The organism is Cellulomonas dongxiuzhuiae (assembly GCF_018623035.1).
Lineage (GTDB): Bacteria > Actinomycetota > Actinomycetes > Actinomycetales > Cellulomonadaceae > Cellulomonas > Cellulomonas dongxiuzhuiae.
Window position 1 is genome coordinate 3,006,283 of sequence record NZ_CP076023.1, and the last position, 22,216, is coordinate 3,028,498.

25 protein-coding genes are annotated in these 22,216 nt (G+C 75.9%); 7 read left to right on the forward strand and 18 right to left on the reverse strand.

What is annotated here, in order from left to right; translation table 11 throughout:
- Positions 1–92 precede the first annotated feature (92 nt).
- Together menD and KKR89_RS13505 are read right to left on the reverse strand one after the other, a co-directional pair.
- Positions 93–2,036, reverse strand: coding sequence for a 2-succinyl-5-enolpyruvyl-6-hydroxy-3-cyclohexene-1-carboxylic-acid synthase (menD, locus tag KKR89_RS13500; RefSeq protein ID WP_208195885.1), 1,944 nt, complete (start codon positions 2,034–2,036; stop codon positions 93–95).
- Positions 2,033–2,989 carry an o-succinylbenzoate synthase gene (locus KKR89_RS13505; protein ID WP_208195886.1) on the reverse strand — a complete coding sequence of 319 codons (957 nt, stop codon included), beginning with the start codon at positions 2,987–2,989 and terminating at the stop codon, positions 2,033–2,035. The genes menD and KKR89_RS13505 overlap by 4 nt, the downstream gene beginning before the upstream one ends.
- Before the next feature lie 87 nt (positions 2,990–3,076).
- Between KKR89_RS13505 and KKR89_RS13510 the strand changes: the two genes are divergently transcribed.
- Positions 3,077–4,060, forward strand: a complete 984-nt coding sequence (locus KKR89_RS13510) for a 1,4-dihydroxy-2-naphthoyl-CoA synthase (protein WP_208195887.1) — start codon at positions 3,077–3,079, stop codon at positions 4,058–4,060.
- A 71-nt stretch (positions 4,061–4,131) separates the two neighbouring features.
- Here the strand turns inward: KKR89_RS13510 and KKR89_RS13515 are convergent, their stop codons facing one another.
- Entirely contained in the window at positions 4,132–4,323 is a 192-nt protein-coding gene (locus KKR89_RS13515; protein WP_208195888.1) for a hypothetical protein, read from the reverse strand.
- Positions 4,324–4,501: 178 nt separating this feature from the next.
- Complete coding sequence (locus KKR89_RS13520; protein ID WP_208195889.1) at positions 4,502–5,602, reverse strand: DUF3048 domain-containing protein; 1,101 nt, start codon at positions 5,600–5,602, stop codon at positions 4,502–4,504.
- Between the two features lie 217 nt (positions 5,603–5,819).
- Between KKR89_RS13520 and menE the strand changes: the two genes are divergently transcribed.
- Both menE and KKR89_RS13530 read left to right on the forward strand, forming a co-directional pair.
- On the forward strand, positions 5,820–6,971 hold the full coding sequence (menE, locus tag KKR89_RS13525; RefSeq protein ID WP_208195890.1) for an o-succinylbenzoate--CoA ligase: 1,152 nt from the start codon (positions 5,820–5,822) through the stop codon (positions 6,969–6,971).
- A 50-nt stretch (positions 6,972–7,021) separates the two neighbouring features.
- Entirely contained in the window at positions 7,022–7,891 is an 870-nt protein-coding gene (locus KKR89_RS13530; protein WP_208195891.1) for a 1,4-dihydroxy-2-naphthoate polyprenyltransferase, read from the forward strand.
- A gap of 8 nt (positions 7,892–7,899) precedes the next feature.
- On the opposite strand, the gene KKR89_RS13535 is transcribed toward KKR89_RS13530, so the two are convergent.
- Positions 7,900–8,178, reverse strand: a complete 279-nt coding sequence (locus KKR89_RS13535) for a DUF4229 domain-containing protein (protein ID WP_208195892.1) — start codon at positions 8,176–8,178, stop codon at positions 7,900–7,902.
- A gap of 42 nt (positions 8,179–8,220) precedes the next feature.
- Between KKR89_RS13535 and KKR89_RS13540 the strand changes: the two genes are divergently transcribed.
- A complete protein-coding gene (locus KKR89_RS13540; RefSeq protein WP_208195893.1) occupies positions 8,221–8,592 on the forward strand; it encodes a PLDc N-terminal domain-containing protein in 372 nt (123 codons plus the stop codon).
- 70 nt (positions 8,593–8,662) lie between these two features.
- Here KKR89_RS13540 and ccsB read toward each other — a convergent pair whose 3' ends face one another.
- From ccsB to KKR89_RS13570, 6 genes are read right to left on the reverse strand one after another with little or no spacing between them, the layout of a single operon-like run.
- A complete protein-coding gene (gene ccsB / locus KKR89_RS13545) occupies positions 8,663–9,676 on the reverse strand; it encodes a c-type cytochrome biogenesis protein CcsB (RefSeq protein WP_208195894.1) in 1,014 nt (337 codons plus the stop codon).
- Positions 9,673–11,469 (reverse strand): cytochrome c biogenesis protein ResB, encoded by a 1,797-nt coding sequence (resB, locus tag KKR89_RS13550; RefSeq protein ID WP_208195895.1) that lies wholly within the window; start codon positions 11,467–11,469, stop codon positions 9,673–9,675. Before resB ends, ccsB begins: the two co-directional genes overlap by 4 nt.
- Entirely contained in the window at positions 11,466–12,374 is a 909-nt protein-coding gene (locus KKR89_RS13555; RefSeq protein ID WP_208195896.1) for a cytochrome c biogenesis CcdA family protein, read from the reverse strand. The genes resB and KKR89_RS13555 overlap by 4 nt, the downstream gene beginning before the upstream one ends.
- A complete protein-coding gene (locus tag KKR89_RS13560) occupies positions 12,371–12,979 on the reverse strand; it encodes a TlpA family protein disulfide reductase (RefSeq protein ID WP_208195897.1) in 609 nt (202 codons plus the stop codon). The genes KKR89_RS13555 and KKR89_RS13560 overlap by 4 nt, the downstream gene beginning before the upstream one ends.
- 1 nt (position 12,980) lies before the next feature.
- Positions 12,981–13,637, reverse strand: a complete 657-nt coding sequence (locus KKR89_RS13565; RefSeq protein WP_208195898.1) for a histidine phosphatase family protein — start codon at positions 13,635–13,637, stop codon at positions 12,981–12,983.
- A 43-nt stretch (positions 13,638–13,680) separates the two neighbouring features.
- Entirely contained in the window at positions 13,681–14,298 is a 618-nt protein-coding gene (locus KKR89_RS13570) for a MarR family winged helix-turn-helix transcriptional regulator (RefSeq protein WP_372438569.1), read from the reverse strand.
- 112 nt (positions 14,299–14,410) lie between these two features.
- On the opposite strand from KKR89_RS13570, the gene KKR89_RS13575 reads away from it, so the two are divergent.
- A complete protein-coding gene (locus KKR89_RS13575) occupies positions 14,411–14,956 on the forward strand; it encodes a YceI family protein (protein ID WP_208195899.1) in 546 nt (181 codons plus the stop codon).
- A gap of 118 nt (positions 14,957–15,074) precedes the next feature.
- Here the strand turns inward: KKR89_RS13575 and KKR89_RS13580 are convergent, their stop codons facing one another.
- Together KKR89_RS13580 and KKR89_RS13585 are read right to left on the reverse strand one after the other, a co-directional pair.
- Complete coding sequence (locus tag KKR89_RS13580; RefSeq protein ID WP_208195900.1) at positions 15,075–15,773, reverse strand: redox-sensing transcriptional repressor Rex; 699 nt, start codon at positions 15,771–15,773, stop codon at positions 15,075–15,077.
- A gap of 54 nt (positions 15,774–15,827) precedes the next feature.
- Complete coding sequence (locus KKR89_RS13585; protein WP_208195901.1) at positions 15,828–16,106, reverse strand: glutaredoxin family protein; 279 nt, start codon at positions 16,104–16,106, stop codon at positions 15,828–15,830.
- Between the two features lie 82 nt (positions 16,107–16,188).
- Here KKR89_RS13585 and KKR89_RS13590 point away from each other — a divergent pair, with 82 nt between their 5' ends.
- Positions 16,189–17,055, forward strand: a complete 867-nt coding sequence (locus KKR89_RS13590) for an HAD family hydrolase (protein WP_208195902.1) — start codon at positions 16,189–16,191, stop codon at positions 17,053–17,055.
- 20 nt (positions 17,056–17,075) lie between these two features.
- A complete protein-coding gene (locus KKR89_RS13595; protein ID WP_307802211.1) occupies positions 17,076–17,597 on the forward strand; it encodes a GNAT family N-acetyltransferase in 522 nt (173 codons plus the stop codon).
- Positions 17,598–17,630: 33 nt separating this feature from the next.
- Here the strand turns inward: KKR89_RS13595 and KKR89_RS13600 are convergent, their stop codons facing one another.
- The 5 genes from KKR89_RS13600 to KKR89_RS13620 form a co-directional block, all read right to left on the reverse strand.
- Positions 17,631–18,977, reverse strand: coding sequence for a TIM-barrel domain-containing protein (locus tag KKR89_RS13600; RefSeq protein WP_208195904.1), 1,347 nt, complete (start codon positions 18,975–18,977; stop codon positions 17,631–17,633).
- Positions 18,978–19,033: 56 nt separating this feature from the next.
- On the reverse strand, positions 19,034–20,050 hold the full coding sequence (locus tag KKR89_RS13605; RefSeq protein ID WP_208196365.1) for a LacI family DNA-binding transcriptional regulator: 1,017 nt from the start codon (positions 20,048–20,050) through the stop codon (positions 19,034–19,036).
- Between the two features lie 217 nt (positions 20,051–20,267).
- On the reverse strand, positions 20,268–20,366 hold the full coding sequence (locus tag KKR89_RS13610; protein WP_003792170.1) for a 30S ribosomal protein bS22: 99 nt from the start codon (positions 20,364–20,366) through the stop codon (positions 20,268–20,270).
- Between the two features lie 174 nt (positions 20,367–20,540).
- Positions 20,541–20,777, reverse strand: coding sequence for a helix-turn-helix domain-containing protein (locus KKR89_RS13615; RefSeq protein ID WP_208196366.1), 237 nt, complete (start codon positions 20,775–20,777; stop codon positions 20,541–20,543).
- Between the two features lie 154 nt (positions 20,778–20,931).
- Positions 20,932–22,152 (reverse strand): acetoin utilization protein AcuC, encoded by a 1,221-nt coding sequence (locus KKR89_RS13620; protein WP_208195905.1) that lies wholly within the window; start codon positions 22,150–22,152, stop codon positions 20,932–20,934.
- Between the last annotated feature and the right edge of the window lie 64 nt (positions 22,153–22,216).

The window sequence follows — 22,216 nt, forward strand, 5'->3', positions numbered from 1 at the left end:
CTCCTTGTCGACTCCCATCACACCCCCTCGTGCTGGGATCGGCCTCTCAGGAACCTGGGAGCTTCCTGTGGAACTCGCAGCGAGGTGCGCGCTCAGGACAACGGGGACAACGCCTTGTCGACCGCGGCGGCGACCTCGACCTCGAGCCGCTCGACCAGGGACCGGCGGTGCGCACGGTCCACGCGCACCTCGACCACGCTGGTCCCCGTCCCGGGTGCGGCGAGCGCGGGCAGCAGACCGTCGGTGTCGACGACCCGCGTGTGCCGTACGCCGTACGCCGCGCACAGCGCCGCGACGTCCACCCCGTGCGGTGTCGCGAACACCCGCTCGAACACCTCGGCCCGCTCCGGCGCGCCGTGCTCCAGCGTCGCGAACACCGAGCCGCCGTCGTCGTTGGCGACAACGATCTGCAGGTTCACCGACGGCTCCGCCGGACCCCGCAGCAGGCCACCCACGTCGTGCAGGAACGTCACGTCACCCAGGTAGGCCCGCACGCGCCGGGTCGGCAGCGCGAGCGCGACTCCCGTCGCGGTCGCGATGGTGCCGTCGATCCCGGCCAGGCCGCGGTTGGCCAGCACGAGGGGTGCCAGGTCCCACCGCGCGACGAGATCGAGGTCGCGCACGGGGTTCGAGGCACCGACGACCAGCACGTCGTCCGGCGCGCTGGCCCGCGCCACGGCGCGCGCCAGCGCCCAGCCGCTGACCCGGGGACCGCTGCGCGAGCGGCGCGCGTCCTCCGGGGTGTCGAGGACACCGTCGAGCACGTCCTGGGTGGCCGCGTCGGCCGTGCGCCACGCGTCGAGCCAGCCGGCGGGGGCGCCGACCTTGCCCTGCCGCATGCGCGACGGCACCTCGAGCAGCACCTGGGACGCGTTGCGTACGGCGTCGGGCCAGTCCGCGCCGCGGGGCGCGACGACGAGCACGTCGACGTCGGGACGCCCCAGCAGGGCCTGCACGGGCCGGGTGAGCGTGGGACGGCCGAGCACGACGACGCGACCGACGCGGCCACCGAGCCGCTCGTCGGCCAGCAGGAGCCGGTAGGCACCGACCGCGTTCGGTCCCTGCCGCGCACCCGACGACGGCTCGGCCAGCAGCGGCCAGCCGTTCGCCTCGGCGAGGCGCGCTGCCCCGGGCCCGGCGCCGTCGCCCGCGACGACGACCGTGGGCACCGCGCCGCGGGCCCGCCGCGGGGCCCGTGCGCGGTCGTCCCCCGCGTCGTCGACCAGGTCGACGACGAGCGGCAGGGCACCGGTCGCGGCAGCCACGTGCTCCGCCGGCTGGGCGCGCGTGGTGACCTGCGACAGGCCCGCCTCGGCGGGTACCGGCCATGGCTCGGCGCCCGGCACGAGCGGGTCGCGGAACGCGAGGTTGAGGTGCACGGGCCCCGGGTCGCCCGTGCGGGCGCCGGTCGCCGCGGCCAGCGCGCGCGACACCGTGCGGCGCAGGTCGCGGTCCTCGCCGGGCAGCCCGCCGGGCGCCGGCACGTCGACCACGAGGCGCACGGCGGACGCGAACATCTGCGGCTGCTCGGTCGTCTGGTTCGCGCCCGTGCCGCGCAGCTCGTGGGGGCGGTCGGCCGTGAGCAGGACGAGCGGCAGACCCGCGTGGTGCGCCTCGAGGACCGCGGGATGCAGGTTCGCCACCGCCGTGCCGGAGGTCGTGACGACCGCGACGGGGCGCGCGGGCGACGGGCCACGCTCGCCCGCGTGCACGGACGCCTTGGCCAGGCCCAGGGCCAGGAACCCGGCGTCCCGCTCGTCGATGCGCACGTGCAGCCGCAGCGCGGGCGCACCCGCGGGGCGCTCGTCGTCCGGGAGGGCCGCGTCGGCGAGCGCGTACGCCAGCGGGGCGCTGCGCGACCCGGGAGCCAGCACGACGTCCCGCACGCCGAGGGCCGCGAGCGCCTGCACCAGGACGCGTGCGGCCGCGACGGCCGGCGACGGCGGCGGGCCGGCGGCGCGTGCCGGGCCCGCCGGCGTGCGGCGCCGGCGGCGCACGGGCGGGTCCTCGGGCGGGGGCGTCACGCCCGCCATCATGCCCGAGCCCGCACGGCCGCGAGCCGCGCGTCCCAGCGCGCCACGAGCGACGGCGGCGCGGCGGCGGCACGCAGCAGCGCCGCGCTCGGGACGGGCCGCCGGACGTCGATCGCGCCGTCGCGCGGCAGGAGCGGGTCCGGCACGAGGTCGTCGGCCAGCAGAGCCGCGGTGGCGAGGCCGCACGCGTACGGCAGCTCCGGCAGCGCGGCGGCCAGCGCGAGACCGGCGGCGAGCCCGACGGACGACTCGAGCGCCGACGACACGACCACGGGGAGTCCGGCCTGCTCGGCGAGCCGCAGGCACGCGCGCACCCCGCCGAGCGGCTGCACCTTGAGGACGATGACGTCGGCGGCGTGCCGGCGCACCACCTCGAGCGGGTCGTCGGTGCGCCGCACCGCCTCGTCCGCCGCGAGCGGCACGTGCGTGCGGCGGCGCAGCGCGACGAGGTCGTCGACCCCGGGCACGGGCTGCTCGGCGTACTCGAGGCCGCCGGCGGCACGGTCGAGGGCCGCGAGCCGCTCGGTCGCGGTGTCCACGTCCCAGGCGGCGTTGGCGTCGATGCGGATCGCGCCGTGGGGCCCCAGCGCGTCGCGCACGGCCTCGAGGCGGGCCTCGTCGGCGCCCGTGGGCTGCCCCGGCTCGGCGACCTTGACCTTGGCGGTGCGGCACCCGCCGGACCCGGTCACGATGCGGTGCGCGTGCTCGGGGTCGACGGCCGGGACGGTGACGTTCACGGGGACGTGCGTGCGCACGGCGGCCGGCCACCCCTCGTCGGCGGCCTCGCGCGCCGCGCGCCACCAGCGCACCGCGGCGTCGTCGTCGTAGTCCCAGAACGGGCTGAACTCACCCCACCCCGCGTCGCCGCGCACCAGGACGCCGTCCCGCCGCGTCAGACCGCGGAACCGCGTGCGCAGGGGCACGTCCCACACGACCACGTCCGGCTCGGCGCCCATCGTCCCAGGCTATGCCGCCCGTGCCGCACCGCCGACCGGGCGCGGGCCGGCGGCGGGTGTCGGTCGCGGCCTCGTTAGGGTGGTCCGGTGAGTGAGAACGGTGGCCCTGCCCCCCTGCCCGTGCGCGTCTCGGAGACGTTCGACCCGACGCGCTGGCGCGACGTGGAGGGCTTCGAGCACCTCACCGACGTCACCTACCACCGCGGACGGGCGCGCCCCACGGCGGAGCAGCGCGCGGCGGGCGCGCTCGAGCGGGACCTGCCGGTCGTACGGGTCGCGTTCCACCGTCCCGAGGTGCGCAACGCGTTCCGGCCGCACACGGTCGACGAGCTCTACGGCGTCCTCGACCACGCGCGCACGACGTCCGACGTGGGGACCGTGCTGCTCACGGGCAACGGACCGTCCCCCAAGGACGGCGGCTGGGCGTTCTGCTCGGGCGGGGACCAGCGCATCCGGGGCCGCGACGGCTACCGGTACGCCGACGGCGACACCGCCGCGGCCGTCGACCCGGCGCGTGCGGGGAGGCTGCACATCCTCGAGGTGCAGCGGCTGCTGCGCACGATGCCCAAGGTGGTCGTCGCCCTCGTCAACGGCTGGGCCGCAGGCGGCGGGCACTCGCTGCACGTCGTCGCGGACCTCACGATCGCGAGCCGCGAGCACGCGAGGTTCATGCAGACCGACGCGAACGTCGGGTCCTTCGACGGCGGGTACGGCTCCGCGCTCCTGGCGCGTCAGGTCGGTCAGAAGCGGGCGCGGGAGATCTTCTTCCTGGCGCGCGAGTACTCGGCCGACGACGCGCTCGCGTGGGGGGCCGTCAACGACGTCGTCGCGCACGGCGACCTCGAGGAGGCCGGCCTGGAGTACGCGCGCATCGTGGCGACCAAGTCGCCGCAGGCGGTGCGGATGCTGAAGTTCGCGTTCAACCTCGCCGACGACGGCCTGGCGGGCCAGCAGGTGTTCGCCGGCGAGGCGACCCGCCTGGCGTACATGACGGACGAGGCCGTCGAGGGGCGCGACGCGTTCCTGCAGCGCCGCGACCCGGACTGGTCCGGGTTCCCGTACGCGTACTGAGGGCCGCGCGAGGTCGGCCGACGTCCCGCAGGGGCGCGGTTCGTGCGCGACCGGTGGTCGGGCGGCCGGCGTCAGTCGGTGCCCACCCAGGACGTGAGGTCGATGAGCGTGGCGACGACGGCGCCGCCCCCGACGAGCAGCGCGACGAGGACCACGCCCGCGACGACGACGGCGACCGCCGAGCGCACCGAGTGGTCCTCGGCGTCACGACGGGGGGCACCTGCGGGTGGGACGGAGGCGGGGAGCGGGGTGTGTGCGGCCATGCCACCAGCGTCGTCCGGGACCGTCCCGCGGGGCATCGCCCCACGGGACGGTCCGTGCGGCCCGGCGTCAGCCCGCAGGTAGCACGGTCTCCACCGTGGGGAGGACCCCGCCGCACGCGGTTGTCCGCCCCAGGTATCGCAACGGACCACCGCGGCCGTCAGGAGGCCGGCAGGAAGGTCAGGAGACCGTCAGCGAGCCCGAGCCGGCCGGGACCAGCTCGACCCAGGTGTTGCCGGGCGCTAGCTGTGCCTGCGACCCGTCGGGCAGCAGCAGCCGCATCGGCTGGTCCTGCGCGTCCTTCTGCCACCGAGCCGCGACCGTCTTGCCACCCGACGCGATGACCGCGTCCCCGGAGCCGACGAGCTCGTACGTGGGGACGGGGGCACCGCCCTGCGCGCCGAAGGGCGTGTTGGGGTGGGGGGCCGTGACGGCGACGACGTTGACCGCCGACAGCCGGTTCCCGCTCGCCGCCGTCGCCGGCGCGGAGCCCTCCGAGCGCAGCCACGTCCCGCTGGCCGCGTCCCACGTCCAGACGGGCTGCGACTGGCCGGACAGGCGGAACGACAGCGTCGCGGCCGGGCTGCCGGCCGTCGCGGCGGCGGCCCGGTCCGCGCTGCGCGCGAACCCGAACTGCTCCGGCGGCGCCGTGCGCCCCGGCTCGGCGATGCCCCACCAGGTGCTCAGCGAGCCGTAGACGTTGTGCGGCGCCGACCGCGTCCTGATGCGCTGGAGCCCCGGGGCGCCCGCGTCGTGCGAGATCTCCTGCACGCCCGACGCGGCCACGAGGTCGAGGATGCCGGGCTGCCCGCCCGAGAAGGCGAGCATCCCGCCCAGCGGCGCGACGATCAGCGGGTCCATCGGACGCACGGACCGGATGGGCCCGACCTCCTGCGGCGCCTGCGAGTGGAACACGGCGACGAGCCGCGAGACCTCGAACTCGACGATCGTCTCCCAGACGACGTCGGCCTGGTCCAGCCCGGACTGCGGGCGCGCGACCGCGGTGTTCTCGATCTTCACCGCGATCGCAGGACGCGGGTCGGGGGTGCCCGCGACGCCCGTCAGCGGCCACGTCGGCGGCACCTCGGGTGCGGGCACGGCCTGCTTGTCGGCGACGACGTCGGCACGGGCCGTCACCGTCGGCGCGGGCGAGCTCGTCGCCGGCGAGCCGCACGCCGCGAGCGCGAGGAGCGCGCAGGCCGTCAGCGCACCGGACCGCGCCCGCCACCTGCGGGCCGGGACCGTGCGCGTCGAGCCCCTGCGTGCCACCGTCGCTGCCATCGTCGCTCCCGTCCCCCGCCGCCGCGGCGATCTGCCACCGCGTGATCCGGTCGCGCCGGGCGGGACCCCGCCCGGGCCTGCTGGATCGCGGGACACTCTACGACGCCTGCCTCCGCACCCGCGCTCACCGCCCCGATCGGCTCCGTGCGCCGCCGCGTCGACGCAACGCCCCCGATCCGCGGCGCGGGGCGCGGGGCGGACGACCTACGCTGTGCGGGTGAACCGGCCGCTGCGCGACGTGCCCGCGGACGCGCAGGACCTCGTCCGCGCACTGCCCGCGGCGCTGGACGGCACGGGCCCCGCGGTGCGGGCGCTCGACGACGCCTCGCCCGGTCGCCCGGTCCACGTGCCGACCGACGTGGCGCTCGTCGTGCGGACGTCCGGCTCGACCGGCCACCCCCGCGACGTCATGCTCTCGGCCGACGCCCTGCGCGCGTCGGCCGACGCGACCGCGGCACGCCTCGGCGGGCCGGGCTCCTGGTTCCTGGCGCTCCCCGTGCACCACGTGGCGGGGCTGCAGGTGCTCGTGCGCGCGCTGCTCGCGGGCCGCGGGCTCGCGATTCTCCCCGCCGGCCCCTTCCGTGCCCCGACGTTCGCGCAGGTCGTCCGCGCGGAGACCGCCGGCCCCGGACCGCACTACACGTCCCTGGTCCCCACGCAGCTCGTGCGCGTGCTCGACGACCCGGACGCCACGGCCGCGACGCGGGCCTTCGACGCGGTCCTCGTGGGCGGCGCCGCGTGCCCGCCGTCGCTGCTGGCGCGCGCGCACGCCGCCGGGCTGCGCGTCGTGACGACCTACGGCATGACCGAGACGTGCGGCGGCTGCGTCTACGACGGGCGCGCCCTGGACGGCGTCACGGTGGCCGTGGACGCCGAGCAGCGCGTGTCCCTCGCGGGCCCCGTCCTCGCGACCGGCTACCTGCACCGCCCCGACCTGGACGCCACCGCGTTCGCCACCAGCGGCGGCCGCCGCTGGCTGCGCACGTCCGACCGCGGGCGGGTCGACGACGGCGTCCTGCACGTCCTGGGACGGCTCGACGACGTCCTGGTCACCGGCGGGGTCAAGGTCGACCCGCTCGCGGTCGAGGAGGTCGTCGCCGGGCTGCCGGGCGTGCGCGAGGTGTGCGTCGTCGGCGTGGCCGACCAGCACTGGGGGCAGTCGGTCGTCGCCGTCGTCGTGACGCAGGACGGGACGGCGCCACCGCTGACGGCGCTGCGCACCGCCGTCGCCTCCGTGCTGGGGCCGGCCAGCGCGCCCCGCCAGGTCCTCGCCGTCGACGCGCTGCCCCTGCGGGGGCCCGGCAAGGCGGACCGCCGCGCCGTCGCGCGGCTCGCGACCGAGCTGATGACCCGGCCCCCGGCCACCTGACCCGCCCCGCGTCCGACCGGACGCGCTCCCCCCTGACGAACAGGAGCACGATGGCCACCGCCTCCGAATGGCTCGCCGGTGCGCGTCCGCGCACGCTGCCCGCCGCCGTCGCCCCCGTGCTCGTCGGGACCGGCGCGGCGGCGCAGGTCGACGCCGCGCACGCCGGCCGGGCCCTGCTCGCCGCAGGCATCGGCCTCGCGCTGCAGATCGCGGTCAACTTCGCCAACGACTACTCCGACGGCGTGCGCGGCACCGACGTGAACCGGGTGGGACCGCTGCGCCTCACGGCGTCCGGGACCGCACCGCCGCACCAGGTGCGCAACGCCGCCTTCCTCGCGATCGCGGTCGCGTGCGCCCTGGGCATGTGGCTGATCGTGCTGACGAGCGCGTGGTGGCTCATCGCCGTCGGCGTGCTGTGCGTCGTCGGCGCGTGGACGTACACGGGCGGCAAGCGGCCGTACGGGTACATGGGGCTCGGGGAGGTCGGGGTGTTCGTCTTCTTCGGCCTCGTCGCCGTGCTCGGCACGACGTACACGCAGGCGGGGTACGTGACGTGGCCCGCCGTGCTGGGGGCCGTGGCGATCGGGCTCCTCGCGTGCGCGCTGCTGATGGTCAACAACCTGCGCGACGTGCCGACCGACGTCCTGGCCGGCAAGCGCACGCTCGCGGTGCGCATCGGCGACCGCCGCGCACGCCGCCTGTACGCCGTGATGGTCCTGCTGCCCATGCTGCTCGGCGCGCTGTGCGCCTTCGCGGCGCCGTGGTCGCTGCTCGTCCTGCTGCTGCTGGCGCCCGCCGCGATCCTGGCCGGCGGGGTGCTCGCGGGGGCCCGGGGCATCGCGCTCGTCCCGGTGCTCGGCGGTACCGGTCTGCTCGAGCTCGCGTTCGGCATGCTGCTCGGGCTCGGCCTCGCGGTCTGAGGTCGGGCCTACCGGTCGGGCGTGCCGTCGGCGGCCGCGTCCTCGGCGGCCGCGTCCTCGCGGGCGCGGGCCCCGAGGCCGCCGCTGCCGCGGCGCTGCGCGGCGCGCTCCGCGAGGTGCACCGCGGCGGCGTCGCGCTGCCGCGGCAGCAGGACGTAGGACAGCCCCCACGCGATCACGGCGGCGAGGACGGGGGCGAGCCACGAGCGCAGCCCCGCCCACCAGAGCAGACCGGTGGCGGCGAGGAAGAGGGCGGCGCGCAGCAGGGAGTAGACGACGACGGGCACTCCCCCAGCGTAGGCGCCCGCCGTCCCGTCTAGGGTGGACAGGTGCTCAGGTACCTGCCGATCGTCCTCGTCGTCGCCTTCGCCGTCTACTGCGTCTTCGACGTCCTGGGCAGTGACGCCCGCGCGCGGCGCGGGCTGCCCGTCCCGCTGTGGCTGCTGCTCGTCGTGCTGGTCCCCGTCGTCGGCGGCGTGGTCTGGCTCGTCGTGAGCCGCGGCACCCCGCAGACGGGGGCAGCGGGTCCGCGCGGCGGTGGGCCGGTCGCGCCCGACGACGACCCCGAGTTCCTGTTCCGGCTCGACCAGGAGCGCCGGCGGCGCGAGCGGCAGGACGGTGCGCAGGACCAGGGCCCGGACGACGACCACGTCGACGGCACCGGCCCTGCCGGGACGACGGACGGCACGCCGTCCTCCTGAGACGCTCGAGCCCACCTCACGACCTGCGCACCACGGGCACCCGCGGCGGACCGCGGCCGGCGCTGGTGGCTCAGAGCCCCGAGTACGAGTGGTTGCCGGGGATGAACAGGTTGACGACCGTGAAGTTGGCGAGCACGACGCCGTAGGCGACGAACACGAGGTACGCGGCGCGGCGTCCCGCCCAGCCGCGCGTCGTGCGGGCGTGCAGGTAGGCGGCGTACACCACCCACGTGACGAACGTGCCGACCTCCTTGGGGTCCCAGCCCCAGTACCGGCCCCACGCCTCCTCGGCCCAGATCGAGCCGCCGATGAGGGTCAGCGTCCACAGCACGAAGGCGACCGCGTGCTGGCGGAAGGCCGAGGCCTCGAGCCGTCGCGCGTCGGGCACCTGCTCGAGCCAGGCGAAGGCCGGCCCGGTGACGCGTGCCCCCTGGAACGCCTGCCGTACGCCGTCGAGCCGCGACCAGGGCTGCTCGAGCCGCGACCGGCCCTCCTCACGGGCACCGCGCAGGACCTGCAGGACGGTCGTCGCGAACCCCACGGTCGAGATGCCGGTGGCGATGATCGCGACGCCCACGTGGATGACCAGCCAGTACCGCTGCAGCGCCGGCTGGACCGCGTCCGCCTGCACGTGCAGCGTGTTCAGCGCCAGGACGAGCCCCAGCACCGCGATGCCGGACACGACCACCCCGACGAAGGCGATGGGCCGGCGACGCTGCTGGACGACGAGCGCGACGAGCGCGCAGAACGTCCCGACGATCGTGAACTCGTACATGTTCGCGGTCGGCCAGCGCCCGGCGGCGACACCGCGCAGCACGATGCCGACGAGCAGCAGCAGGGTCCCGAGCGCGAGGGTCGAGCGCGCGATCCCCGCGGCGCGGCCCGCCGGCGACACAGCCGTCGTGCCGCCCGCGGGCGACTCCGCGGCGGTGCCGCCCCCGACGCCGACGGGCACCCGCGCCGTGCGGGCGGCCTGGGCCGCCTCGGTGATCCGCGCGAGCTCGACCGCGTAGGCGATCAGCGTGATGGTCAACGCGGTCGCCGCCGACCAGACGAACAGGTCGCTCAGCTCGGCGACGGTCATGTCGTGCCCTCCTGCGGGGTGTCGGGCGCGGTCGTGCCGGGCCCGGTCGTGTCGGGCACGGTCGTGCCGGGCCCGGTCGTGTCGTCGTGCACGTCGGACGCGGTCGACGGGGCCATCGACGCCTCGAGCACCTCCGCGAGCACGCGGTCGAGCTCGGGCTGGAGGCCCACGTCGTCGCCGCGAGCGAGCCCGGCGGCGCTCACCACTGTAGCCGCGGTGCCGGGACCTTCGTCCGGGGCGCCGGGCGTCGCGCGCACCCACAGCCGGCGGCGGGGCGCGAACAGCGACGCCATGAGCCCGGCCACCGCGAGCAGCGCGAACGTGAGCACCCACGCGAGCGACGGGTCGTGGCGCAGGTCGAGCGCGACGAACCGCGGCAGGGCGTCGAACGTCAGGGTGCCCAGCCCGTCGGGCAGCTCGACCGTCTCACCGGGTCGGACGTAGAGCGTCACCGCGTCCCCGGCCTCGTCGACGGCCTGCTCCATGCGCGACTCGTCGAGCCGGTACACGTTCTGCGGCACGCCGGTGTCGAGCCCGAGGTTGCCCTTCCACACCGACAGCACGAGCAGCGGGTCCTCGGGCTGCGGGTCGACCGAGCGCCACAGGCCCGGGGCGGGCTCGACGGCCGTCGGCAGGAGGAAGCCGTCGAGGCCGATCTGCGGCTGGTCGCCGGAGACGTCGGGCACCTTGATCACGCCTTTCGACGTGTACACCTCGTCCCGCGGGAGGAACGGCACGGGGCCCGAGAACGCGACCTCGCCGGCGGCGTCGCGCACCGTGACCGCGGGCGCGTAGCCGTTGCCCTGGAGGTACACCTTGGCGCCGCCCGCCACCGTCGGGTGGTTGACCTTGACCGTGCGCTGCTCGGGCTCCTGCCCGGGCTCGGTGACCGTCACGTGCGCGGTGAAGTCGCGGGACTGCAGCGTCTCGGGGTCGAACCGGGCCTCGAACTCGTCGAGGCGCATCGTGAACGGCACCAGGTCGGCGGGGTCGAACGCGGTCCCGCGCTCGAACGTGTCGTACGACGCCTGCACGTTGGCGAACCCGGTGCCCTGCACGACGATCGCCTGACCGCGGTAGTGCAGCATCTGGCCGGTCGCCACGGCGACGAGCAGCCCGAGCAGCGCGAGGTGGAACACGAGGTTGCCGGTCTCGCGCAGGTAGCCGCGCTCGGCGGACACCGACCAGGTCCCCGCACCCTCGTCGTGCACGTCGACGCGGAACGCCGGCACGCCGATCCGGCGACGGCGCAGGACGGCCGCCGCGCGCTCCGCGACGACCTGCGGTGCGGCGTCGGACGTCCCGGCACCCTGCGCCGGGAAGCGGCCGAACCGGCGCGGCGTGCGCGGCGGGCGGCCGCGCAACGCCGCCGCGTGCACGCGGACGCGGGGCACGATGCAGCCGACGAGGGACACGAACAGCAGCAGGTAGACGGCCGAGAACCAGACCGAGGCGTAGACGTCGAAGAAGCCGAGCCGGTCGAGCCACGGCCCGGTCGACGGGTGCTCGGCGACGTAGGCCGCGACGCCCGCGGGGTCCTGCGGCCGCTGCGGGAACATGGTGCCGGGCACGGCCGCCACCGCGAGCAGCACGAGCAGCAGCAGCGCGACGCGCATGCTCGTGAGCTGGCGCCACGCCCAGCGCAGCCAGCCCAGCGCGCCGATGGCGGGCAGCGCGCTGTCCGTGCCCTGCGCGTCGGGGGTCCGCTGGGCACCGCCGTCGCTGAACGCGTCGTCGAGGCCCTCCGGGCGGTACGCGGTCCGGGGGGCGCCGGGCGTCGGGTCGCCGCTCACAGCGCGGGCACGAACGGGTCGCCGCCGGTCAGGACGCCCTGCAGCCAGGCCGCCCACGCGCCCCACGCGCCGGTGAGCAGCGCGAGGCCCAGCACGACGAGGACGGCGCCGCCGGTGCGCTGCACGGCGAGCCTGTGCCGCCGCAGCCACGCCAGCGCGCGCTGCGACCGCTGCAGGCCGAGCCCGACGAGGACGAAGGGCAGCCCCAGCCCGAGGCAGAACGCGGCCGCGAGCAGCGCGCCGCGTCCCGCGGAGCCGCCGGTGAGGGACAGCGTGAGGATCGCCGCGAGCGTGGGGCCGATGCAGGGGGTCCAGCCCAGGCCGAACGCGACCCCGAGCAGCGGCGCACCCCACACGCCGGCGCGCGGCGCGAGCCGCAGGCGCCGCTCGCGCGCGAGGAACGGCACGGCACCGAGGAACGCGAGGCCGAGCACGACGGTCAGCGCGCCGAGCACGCGGCTCACCGGGTCCTGCCACTGCCACAGGGCGGCGCCGAGCGAGCCCGCGAGCGCCCCGAAGGCGATGAAGACCGCGGAGAACCCGGCGACGAAGAGCGAGACGCCGAGCGCGAGGGTGCGCCGACCGGCCGGCCGGCGCAGCGGCACCGCGTCGCCGACCGGCGGGAGCGCCACGGGCGCGACGTGCGGGGTGCGGGCGATCTCCGGGCGTACGCCGGTCCGGACCACGTCGGTCGCGTCGACGATGCCGAGCTGCGCACCCGGCGTGCGGCGCGGTCCGCCGCCGACCAGGCCCCCGAGCAGCCCGAGGTACCCCGGGACGAGCGGCAGCACGCAGGGTGACGCGAACGACACGAGGCCGGCGAGCAGCGCGACCGGCACGGCGAGCAGCAGGGAGCCGTCGGCGACGGTCGAGCCGACGCCGAGCGCGACCAGGCCGGCACTCACGCTGCCTCCTCGGCGAGCAGCTCCTCGACGAGCGAGCGCAGCGTCGAGGGCTCGACGAGCCCGAGCACGCGCGCGGCGACCCTGCCCTCGCGGTCGAGCAGGACGGTCGTGGGCACCGCGTTGACGGGCACGACGCCCTGGAGCGCGGCGATCGCGCCGCCGCCGGTGTCGTCGAGCGAGGGGTAGGGCACCTCGAGCTGCCGCTGGAAGGCCTGGGCGGCGCCCGCGGCGTCGCGGCTGTTGATGCCCAGCACGTGGAGGCCCTGGTCGGCGTAGTCGGTGGCCACCGCCGCGAGGTCCGGGGCCTCGGCGCGGCACGGGGGGCACGCGGCGTACCAGGTGTTGAGCAGCACGACGTCCCCGCGCCACTGCGCGAGGTCGTGCGTCGTGCCCTCGTAGTCCGTGCCGGTGATCTCGAGCGGCCCGAGCCGGTCGGCGGCGGGCCACGTCGTGGTGGACCCGTCGCCGGACTGGTAGCCCTGGTCCACGACGTCCTGCGGGGTGCCGCGGCCGTCGTCCGCGCAGCCGCCCAGGACGAGCGCGAGCGCGGTGCCCGCGGTCAGCAGGGCGAGGACGGCGCGCGGCCGGGCGGGGCGTCGGCGCACGTCAGGCTCCGGAGACGGCCGAGGCCCCGGGCAGCAGGGCGGCGGCGGGCTCGCCGTAGCCGACCCCGACGAGCGTGTCGTCCTCGAACCGCAGGGACGTGAGGGACGCGAGCGAGCACTGCCGGCGCCGGGGGTCGTGCCACAGCCGACGGTTCTCGAGCGCGAGGCGCGTCACCCAGATCGGCAGCTGGTGGCTGACGAGGACGGCCTCGTGGCCGCGCGCGGCGGCGCGGGCCGCGTCCACCGCGGCGAGCATGCGGTCGACCTGCTCGGCGTACGGCTCGCCCCACGACGGGCGGAACGGGTTGCGCAGGTGGGGCCAGTGCTCGGGGTGGCGCAGCGAGCCGTCGCCGACACCGAACCGCTGGCCCTGGAAGTGGTTCTCGGCCTCGATGAGCCGGTCGTCCGTGCCGACGGCGAGCCCGAAGCCCGCGGCGATGGGTGCGGCCGTCTCCTGCGCCCGCTGCAGCGGGGACGCGGTGACGACGACGACGTCGCGGCGGGGCGCGTCCTGCTCACCGGCGAGCGTCCGGGCGACGAGCTCGGCCATCTGCTGGCCGCGCTCGGAGAGCCGGTAGCCGGGCAGCCTGCCGTAGAGCAGGCCCTCGGGATTGTGGACCTCACCGTGCCGCAGCAGGTGGACCGTCGTGGCGACCATGCGCACAGTGTCGCAAAGTCTCCTGGGTGCCCGGTCCGCGTCCTCAGGCGGGCGGTGCGGGCGAGGTGCCGCCCGCCGGCGGGCCCGCGGGCCCGCGCAGGTGCTCGACGACGACCTGCATGGCGGCACCGAGCGCCGCGAGCTGCTCGTCGTCGAGGACGTCCACGAGGTGGGCACGGACGGACTCCACGTGCCCGGGGGCGGCGTCGACGAGCACCTGCCACCCGTGCTCGGTGAGCACGCAGTTCACGCCGCGCGCGTCGTCGCGCGCGGGCTCGCGGCGGACGATCCCGTCGCGCTCCATGCGGGCCACGGTGTGGGTGAGCCGGCTGCGCGAGTGCGCGAGGTCGTCGGCCAGCTCGGACATCCGCAGCGCGCGGCCGGGCGCCTCCGACAGCCGGACCAGCACCTCGTACTCCCCCAGCGACAGGCCGCTGCCGTCGTCGAGCTCGCGGGCGAGGACGTCGAAGAGCAGGGCGGTGCCGTCGCGGAACGCGCGCCACTGGCGCTGCTGCGGCTCGCTCAGCCAGCGCACGCCTGCGTCCTGCGGGGGCTCGTCCTGCGCGTCCTGCGCCTGCCGTGCGACCGTCGACGCAGGGTCACGCGGGGCAGCAGGCTCGTCGTCGGTCCGGCGATCGGCGGTCGTGCTGCGGGTCGGCACGTCGTCCTCCTGGTGTGAGGGGGTTGCGGCTCGCACCCCACTGTAGTAGAAAGATCAACAACACATACTTGTCGAATCAACGATTCGCTCGCGCCCGACCACGGAGGACCCCATGACCGCGCTCCCCACCGGCCTCACCGCCGGCACCTGGAACATCGACCCCTCGCACACGGAGGCGTCCTTCACCGTCCGCCACGCGGGCATCTCCAAGGTCCGGGGCACCGTCGCGGTGACCTCCGGCGTCCTCACCGTCGGCGAGGACCTCGAGTCGTCGTCCGTCGCCGTCACGCTCGACCCCGCGACCGTCAACACGGGTGACGCCAACCGCGACGGGCACCTCAAGAGCAACGACTTCTTCGAGGTCGAGACGCATGGCGAGTGGACGTTCACGTCGACCGCGATCCGCACGTCCGGCAAGGACCACGTCATCGTCGGCGACCTGACGATCCACGGCATCACGCGCGAGGTCGAGCTCGAGACCGAGTTCAACGGCTCGGCCGTCGACCCCTTCGGCAACACCCGCGCGGGCTTCGAGGCCAAGGTCACCATCTCGCGCAAGGACTTCGGCCTGACGTGGAACGCCGCGCTCGAGACGGGCGGCGTGCTCGTCGCCGACAAGGTGCGCATCGACCTGGACGTCTCCGCCATCAAGGCCTGACGCACCCCGCCGCTCACCGGCGGCCCGCACGTCCCTGCGAGGGCGCGACCGCACCGGTCGCGTCCTCGCGGCGCGCGCGTCGCACCCCGCGTCGGCGGCACCCGGCCGGCTGCGCGACTCACGACGCACCGCCCCCGACGCTGCGCGCACGGTCGTGGAACGCCAGGATCTGCAGCTCGGACGCGACGTCCACCGCCCGCACGTCCACGTGCGCGGGGACGCGCAGCGCACGCGGAGCGAACGTGAGGATCCCGACCACGCCGGCCGCGACGAGCTCGTCGCACACGCGCTGCGCGACCGCGGCCGGGGTCGTCAGCACCGCGATCGTCGCCCCCGTCCGGTGCACGACCGTCCGCAGGTCGTCGGCGTGCTCGACCTCCAGGCCCGCCACCGTCGTGCCGACCACCGACGGGTCCGTGTCGACCAGCCCCACCAGGACGAAGCCGCGCTCCGCGATGCCCGCGTAGTTCGCGAGCGCGTGCCCCAGGTTGCCCACCCCGACGAGCAGCACGCGCCGCACGTCCGCCAGGCCCAGCACCACCGTGATCTGCTCGCGCAGGTGCCCCACGTCGTAGCCGACGCCGCGGCGGCCGTACGACCCCAGGAACGACAGGTCCTTGCGCAGCTGCGCCGGCGTCACGCCGGCCCGCGCCGCGAGCTCCTCGGACGACGTCAGGACGGCACCGTCGGACGCCGTCGCCTCCAGCGCACGCAGGTAGCCCGGCAGCCGACCGACCGTCGCGGGCGGCACCGGCTGCCCGTCACGACCGGCACGCCCGTCGCCGGCACGTCGCCCAGCGGTGCGCCGATCGTCCACACGACCCTCCGTACGCCGCGCGCCGGGCACGGCCCCGGCGCCAGGTGTCACACGCTAGGGCCTGCCGCCCCCCGGAGCGAGGGCGCGCCGCAGGCGCGCCTCGTCGATCCGCCAGTACCCACGGCGCACGCCGTCCACGTCGACGACCGGCACCATCTCGCCCAGCTCGTCCGCCAGGACGCGCCCGTCGGGCCCCGGCACGTCCACGTCGACCTCGGCCCACGTCGCGCCCACGTCCGCGCACACCCGCTCGACGAGCGCACGCGCCACGTCGCACAGGTGGCAGCCGGCACGCCCGTAGAGCACCACGCGGGCCGTCGTCGTCTCGCTCACGAGGCCCAACGCTAGACCGCCACGCCGACCACGCCCCGGTCGGGTTCGCCACGCGCGCCGCCCCGCTCGTTAGAGTGGCCGGATGCACGCTGGGGACGGATCGGACGAGCGCGCCGTCGTCGCCGCGACCGTCGAGACGCCGCGCGCCGCGCTGGTCCCCGACGACACGCGCGTCGCCGCGTTCTTCGACGTCGACAACACGATCATCCGCGGGGCCAGCTCGTTCCACCTGGCCGTGGGGCTGTACCGCCGGGGCTTCTTCCGCAACTTCGACCTCGTCCGGTTCGCCGTGCAGCAGGCCCGCTACCGGGTGTTCGGGGAGGACCGCGACCAGATCGACGAGCTGCGCACGCGCGCCCTGGACATCATGCGTGGGCGCTCCGTCGCCGAGGTCACCGCGGTCGCCGAGGACGTCTACGACGAGGTCCTGAGCCTGCGCATCTACCCCGGCACGCGCGCGCTGCTCGACGCGCACCTGGCCGAGGGGCACGCCGTGTGGCTCGTCACCGCGACCCCCGTGGAGATCGGCGAGCTCATCGCGCGCCGCCTCGGCGCGTCCGGCGCGCTGGGCACCGTCGCCGAGCACGAGGACGGGTTCTACACCGGCCGGCTGGTGGGCGACCTGCTGCACGGCGAGGCCAAGGCGAGCGCCGTCCGTGCGCTGGCGCTGCGCGAGGGGTACGACCTGCGCGCGTGCCACGCGTACGGCGACTCGACGAACGACGTGCCGATCCTGTCGACCGTCGGGCACCCGTGCGCCATCAACCCCGACGGGCGGCTGCGCCGGCACGCCGCCGAGGTGGGCTGGCCCGTGCGCGAGTTCCGGTCGCGACGCCGCCAGGCCCGGCGCGGCGTCAACGCCGCGAGCCTCGCCGGGGTCGCCTGGGCGGTGGCCGTGGTGGTGCGCGCCGTGAGCCGCTCGATCCGACGACGGGTCGGGGCAGGATGACGGCCCGGACCAGGTGGGCCGTGCGGACCGCCCGGCCGCAGGACGCGACCGCGCTCGCCGAGCTCGCCGCGGTCACGTTCCCCCTGGCGTGCCCGCCGGGCTCGACCGCGCAGGACCAGCAAGCCTTCCTCGCGGCGCACCTGAGCGCCGAGCGGTTCGTCGAGCACACGTCCGCCGCGGACCGTGCGGTCCTGGTCACCGCGACGCCCGACGACGAGCTCCTGGGCTACACGGTGCTCGTGACCGGGGAGCCCGCCGACGAGGACGCCCGCGCCGCCGTGCACATCCGTCCCGCCGTCGAGCTCTCCAAGTGCTACGTCCACCCCGACCACCACGGGGCGGGGGTGGCGTCCGCGCTGCTGCGCACGTCGTTCGAACACGCCCGCGCCCTCGGCGGCATGGGCATGTGGCTGGGCGTCAACCAGCACAACGCCCGCGCGCAGGCCTTCTACGCGCGCGAGGGCTTCGCGGTCGTCGGGGTCAAGCACTTCCGCGTCGGGTCGCGCCTCGAGGACGACTACGTGCTGGAGCGCCCGCTCTGACGCGTCCGGTCGGGACGACGCCCGGGGCGGGTGTCAGCCGGGTGCGTCGGGCCCGACGGGGTCGAGGGCGACCCAGCGCACGCCGTGCGACGGCACGTCGAGCGTGAGCCGACCCCCCGGCTCGGCGGTCGGCTCCGGCGGTGGCAGCGGGTCGCCCGACCACAGGTCGCGCACGGTCCAGCCGCGTACCGCTGCCGCGTCCCCCACGAGACCCGAGAGCGGCAGCCGCTGCGTGCGGGTGCCCGTGCCCGTCCAGAACACGGCGACGTAGCGGGTCGCCCCGGTGGCGCAGCGTGCCGACCACACGACGACCTCGCCGTCGTCGGCCGGCTCGCGCAGGAGCTCGCGGCCGTCGGTGGCGGTGCGCAGGACGTGCCCGACGGCGGGCGTGGTCAGCAGCGCGACGGTCGCGGCGTCGGACGTCGGCAGGTCGCCGCCCATCATGAGCGGCGAGCGCGCCATGACCCACAGCGTCAGCAGCGTGCGCTGCTCGTCGGGCGTCAGGCGCGACGCGCGGTCCTCGCCGCGCTCGGCGCGGATGCCGATGCGTCCGAGCGGCAGCATGTCGGCGTCGGCCCACCCGCCGGGCTGCTGGAACGGCGCCCAGCGCGCGAGCCGCGCGAAGTTCGCGTGCACGTCCTCCCAGCGGTCCCAGAGGTCGTCGCACACGCGCCACATCTGGGCGTGCGCGCGCAGCACCGGAAGGTGCGCGGTCGACAGCGCGGTGCCGGGTGACAGCGACAGCACGATCTGGCGCCCGGAGCGCTCGATCGCGCGGGACCACGCCGTGACGGCGTCGGCGTGGAACGGCGCGAGCATGTCGTCGACCTTGACGAGGTCGACGCCCCACGACGCGAGCTGCGCGACGAGGCCGTCGAGCCAGGTCTGCGCGGCGGGGTGCGCGTGGTCGAGCCCGTACATGTGACCGTTCCAGGCGCAGGTCGACGACGTGTCGGCGATGTCGGCGGTGGTGACCGGGCCGCCCGACGGCGCGCTGTCGGCGCCCGCCACGGGCAGGCGCGCCGCGACCGCGCGGCGCGGGATGCCCCGCAGCACGTGGACGCCGAACCGCAGACCCATCGCGTGCACCTGCGCGGCGAGGTCGGCGAACCCGCGCCCGCCGGCGGCGGACGGGAAGCGTCCGGGTGCCGGCTGGGGGTAGCCGTTGCCGTCGAGGACGAGGTCGGCGTCCTGCGTGTAGCCGTGAGGACGTGCGTCGGGGTCGGACCAGTCGATGTCGACCACGACCGTGTCCCAGCCGTGGGGCAGCAGCCGCTCGGCCATGAAGCGCGCGTTGGCCAGCACCTCGGCCTCGGTGACGGTCGTGCCGTAGCAGTCCCAGCTGTTCCACCCCATCGGAGGGGTGAGTGCCCATGTCATGCACGGCTCCAGTCGACGTCGTTGTAGGGGGACATCTCCACCGCCCGGCGGCGGCGTCATGCGCCTGCGTGCTCACCCAGGGTGGACTGGCGCGGCACGACGGCGAAGTCGGGGACGACCTGCTGGAACGGCCCGCCGTCACCGGCCGCCCCGATGCGCGCGGCCAGCAGGTCGACGGCCGTCTGCGCGATCTGGTCCCGGCCGGGGCGGACGGTCGACAGGGTCGGCGACGAGTAGGCGGTCTCCTCGATGTCGTCGAAGCCGATGACCGCGATCTGCCCGGGCACGTCGATGCGACGCAGGTGCAGGGTGTGCAGCGCGCCCAGCGCGAGCACGTCGTTGAGCCCGAACACCGCGTCGATGCCGAGGTCGGCGTCGAGCAGGCGTGCCATGGTCTCGGCGCCCGCGGGGCGCCGCCACGGGCCGGCCTCGCCGACCAGCCGCGGGTCGAACGGCACACCATTCTCCGCGAGCGCAGCGGCGTAGCCCTGCACGCGCAGCGCCGCGGAGCCGACCGTCTCCCCCGGGTGCGCGCCGACCACCGCGATGCGGCGACGCCCCAGGTCCAGCAGGTGCTGGGTCGCGGCCCTGGCGGCCTCCACGTTGCTCATCGTCACGTGGTCGGCAGGTCCGCCGAAGATCCGCTCGCCGAGCAGCACCATGGGGTGGCCGATGCCGTCGAGCTCGTGCACGTCGTCGGGGCCCAGCGCCAGCGGCGAGTAGATGAGGCCGTCGGTGAACTGCCGCCGCTGACCCCGCAGCACCTCCAGCTCGCGCTCCCGCACCGCACCCGTCTGCTCGATCAGGACGGTGAGCCCCCGCGCCTCGGCCGCGCGGATGACGGAGTCCGCCAGCTCGGCGAAGTACGGCAGCGACAGCTCGGGCAGGGCCAGGCCGACGAGCCCGGTGCGCCCGCTGCGCAGGTTCCGCGCCGTGACGTTGACGTGGTAACCGAGCTCGTCGATCGCGTGCTGGACCCTCTCGCGCGTCGTGTCGCGGATGTACGGGTACCCGTTGACGACGTTCGACACGGTCTTGATGGAGACGCCGGCGCGGGCGGCCACCTCGTGCATCGTCACCGCACCGTTGCGTCGTCGGTTCACCGTGCCGCCTCGTCGCTCGTCGTCGCTCATCGCCGCGCCGCCGGGTCACGGCCCTCGAGCACCGGGCCGACGGGCACGTCGGACACTACATCGTTGTAGAGGACGAATGACGTCCTGCGGACACACGTCGGGCCCGGTCGTCCGACCGGGCCCGTGGTGCACTGCGCGCCGACGAGCGGCGCTCAGCTCACTTCTTGTTACGACGCTGGTGGCGCGTCTTGCGCAGCAGCTTGCGGTGCTTCTTCTTCGCCATGCGCTTGCGACGCTTCTTGATGACGGAGCCCATAGCGGTCCTCACTCGTGTCCGGTCGCGACCCGACATGGCCGCGAGTTGGTGGTCGATCGACGCGCGGTGCGCATCGGGTCCACCCGAATCACCCACGCACGCAGAAGTCCGAGCACCCACACTACGCGATCACGCGCCGCGACCGCGAACTCCGACCCCGCGAGGCACGAGCGCTCAGGAGGAGCGGCGCCCCTCGCCGAAGGCCTCGGGCTCGACCGTGGCCGACGAGCGCAGGTACGCGTCGAGCGCGTCCTGCGGCACCCGGAACGAGCGTCCGACGCGCACGGCGGGCAGCTCCCCCGCGTGCACCAGCCGGTACACGGTCATCCGCGAGACGCGCATGAGCTCCGCGACCTCGACGACCGTGAGGAAACGCACGCGGCCCTGCGACCCGCCCCGCTCCTCGTCCATGCTCCGGCCCTCCTGCTGGCCGGGCGCGCCGGCGTCGCTCACCCGACGTGCCGGGTGCTGGCCTCACAGTAGTGGCGCGTGTGACGGGTGGGAAAGGGGAGACACCCGCCCGGCCCACCGACGCGCGCGCACGGCCGCGGCGACCCGCGCGCGGTCAGTCGAGGTCCGGATCCAGCCCCAGGGACGGGAAGACGGCTCCGCGCGTCGCGCGGATCGCGCGGTCGACGTCGTCCGCGGGGTCGTACCCGGTCGACCACGGCTTGAACGTGGCCGGGGCGTCGTCCGTCATCAGCGCCACGGCCTGGCGTCCGTACCGCTGCCGGACGACGTCCAGCCACACCGGTGGCACGGGCGTGGCGGGGTCGACCGGGCGGTGAGCCGCGACCCCCAGCAGGTGCGCCCATGCGCGCGGGACGACGTCGAGGATCGCGTAACCGCCGCCGCCCAGCGCGACCCACCGCCCGTCGCACACCTCGTGCGCCAGGTCGTGCAGCAGCGTCGAGGCGAGGAGCTGGGCGTCGACCGACACGCGCAGCGTCGCCAGCGGGTCCATGAGGTGCGTGTCGCAGCCGTGCTGGGTGACCAGGACGTCGGGGGCGAAGTCGCGCACCACGGCGGGCACCACCGCGTCGATCGCCCGCAACCACCCCGCGTCACCGGTGCGCGACGGCAGCGCGACGTTGACGGCGGTCCCGTCGGCGTGCGGGCCCCCGGTCTCCGTCGGGTACCCCGTGCCGGGGAACAGCGCGTGACCCGTCTCGTGCACCGACACCGTCAGGACACGCGGGTCGTCCCAGAACACCGCCTGCACGCCGTCGCCGTGGTGCGCGTCCACGTCGACGTACGCCACACGCTGCGCACCGGCCGCCAGCAGCTCGCGGATCGCGACCGCGGCGTCGTTGTAGACGCAGAACCCCGACGCCGCGCCGGGGCGCGCGTGGTGCAGCCCGCCGCCGACGTTGACGGCGTGCTCGGCACGGCCCTGCCACACCGCCAGCGCCGCGTCGACCGTCCCCGCGACGACGCGGGCCGCCGCGTCGTGCATCTGGGGGAACACCGGGTCGTCGCGCGTGCCCAGGCCACGGACGAGGTCGGGCACCCCGTGCTCCGCCGCGGCGTGCACGGCGGCGACGTACTCGGGGTCGTGCACCGTCGTGAGCAGCGCGTCGGGCGCGGGCTCGGCGCCCACCACCTCGACCTCGGGCTCCTCGAGGATGCCCAGCTGCGCCGCGAGCGCGATCGTCAGGTCGATGCGGTCGGACGTCATGGGGTGGCCGAACCCGAAGTCGTAGGCGAGCAGCTCGGTCGACCACACCACCCGCGCCGTCACAGGACGGCGGCCGGTCGCCGTGGGTCGCCCGTCGCTGGCCGTCATGGGGTCACCGTCCCACCGGCGCGGCGCACGTGTCGACCTGGCGGGCCGTGGCGGGTCAACCCGG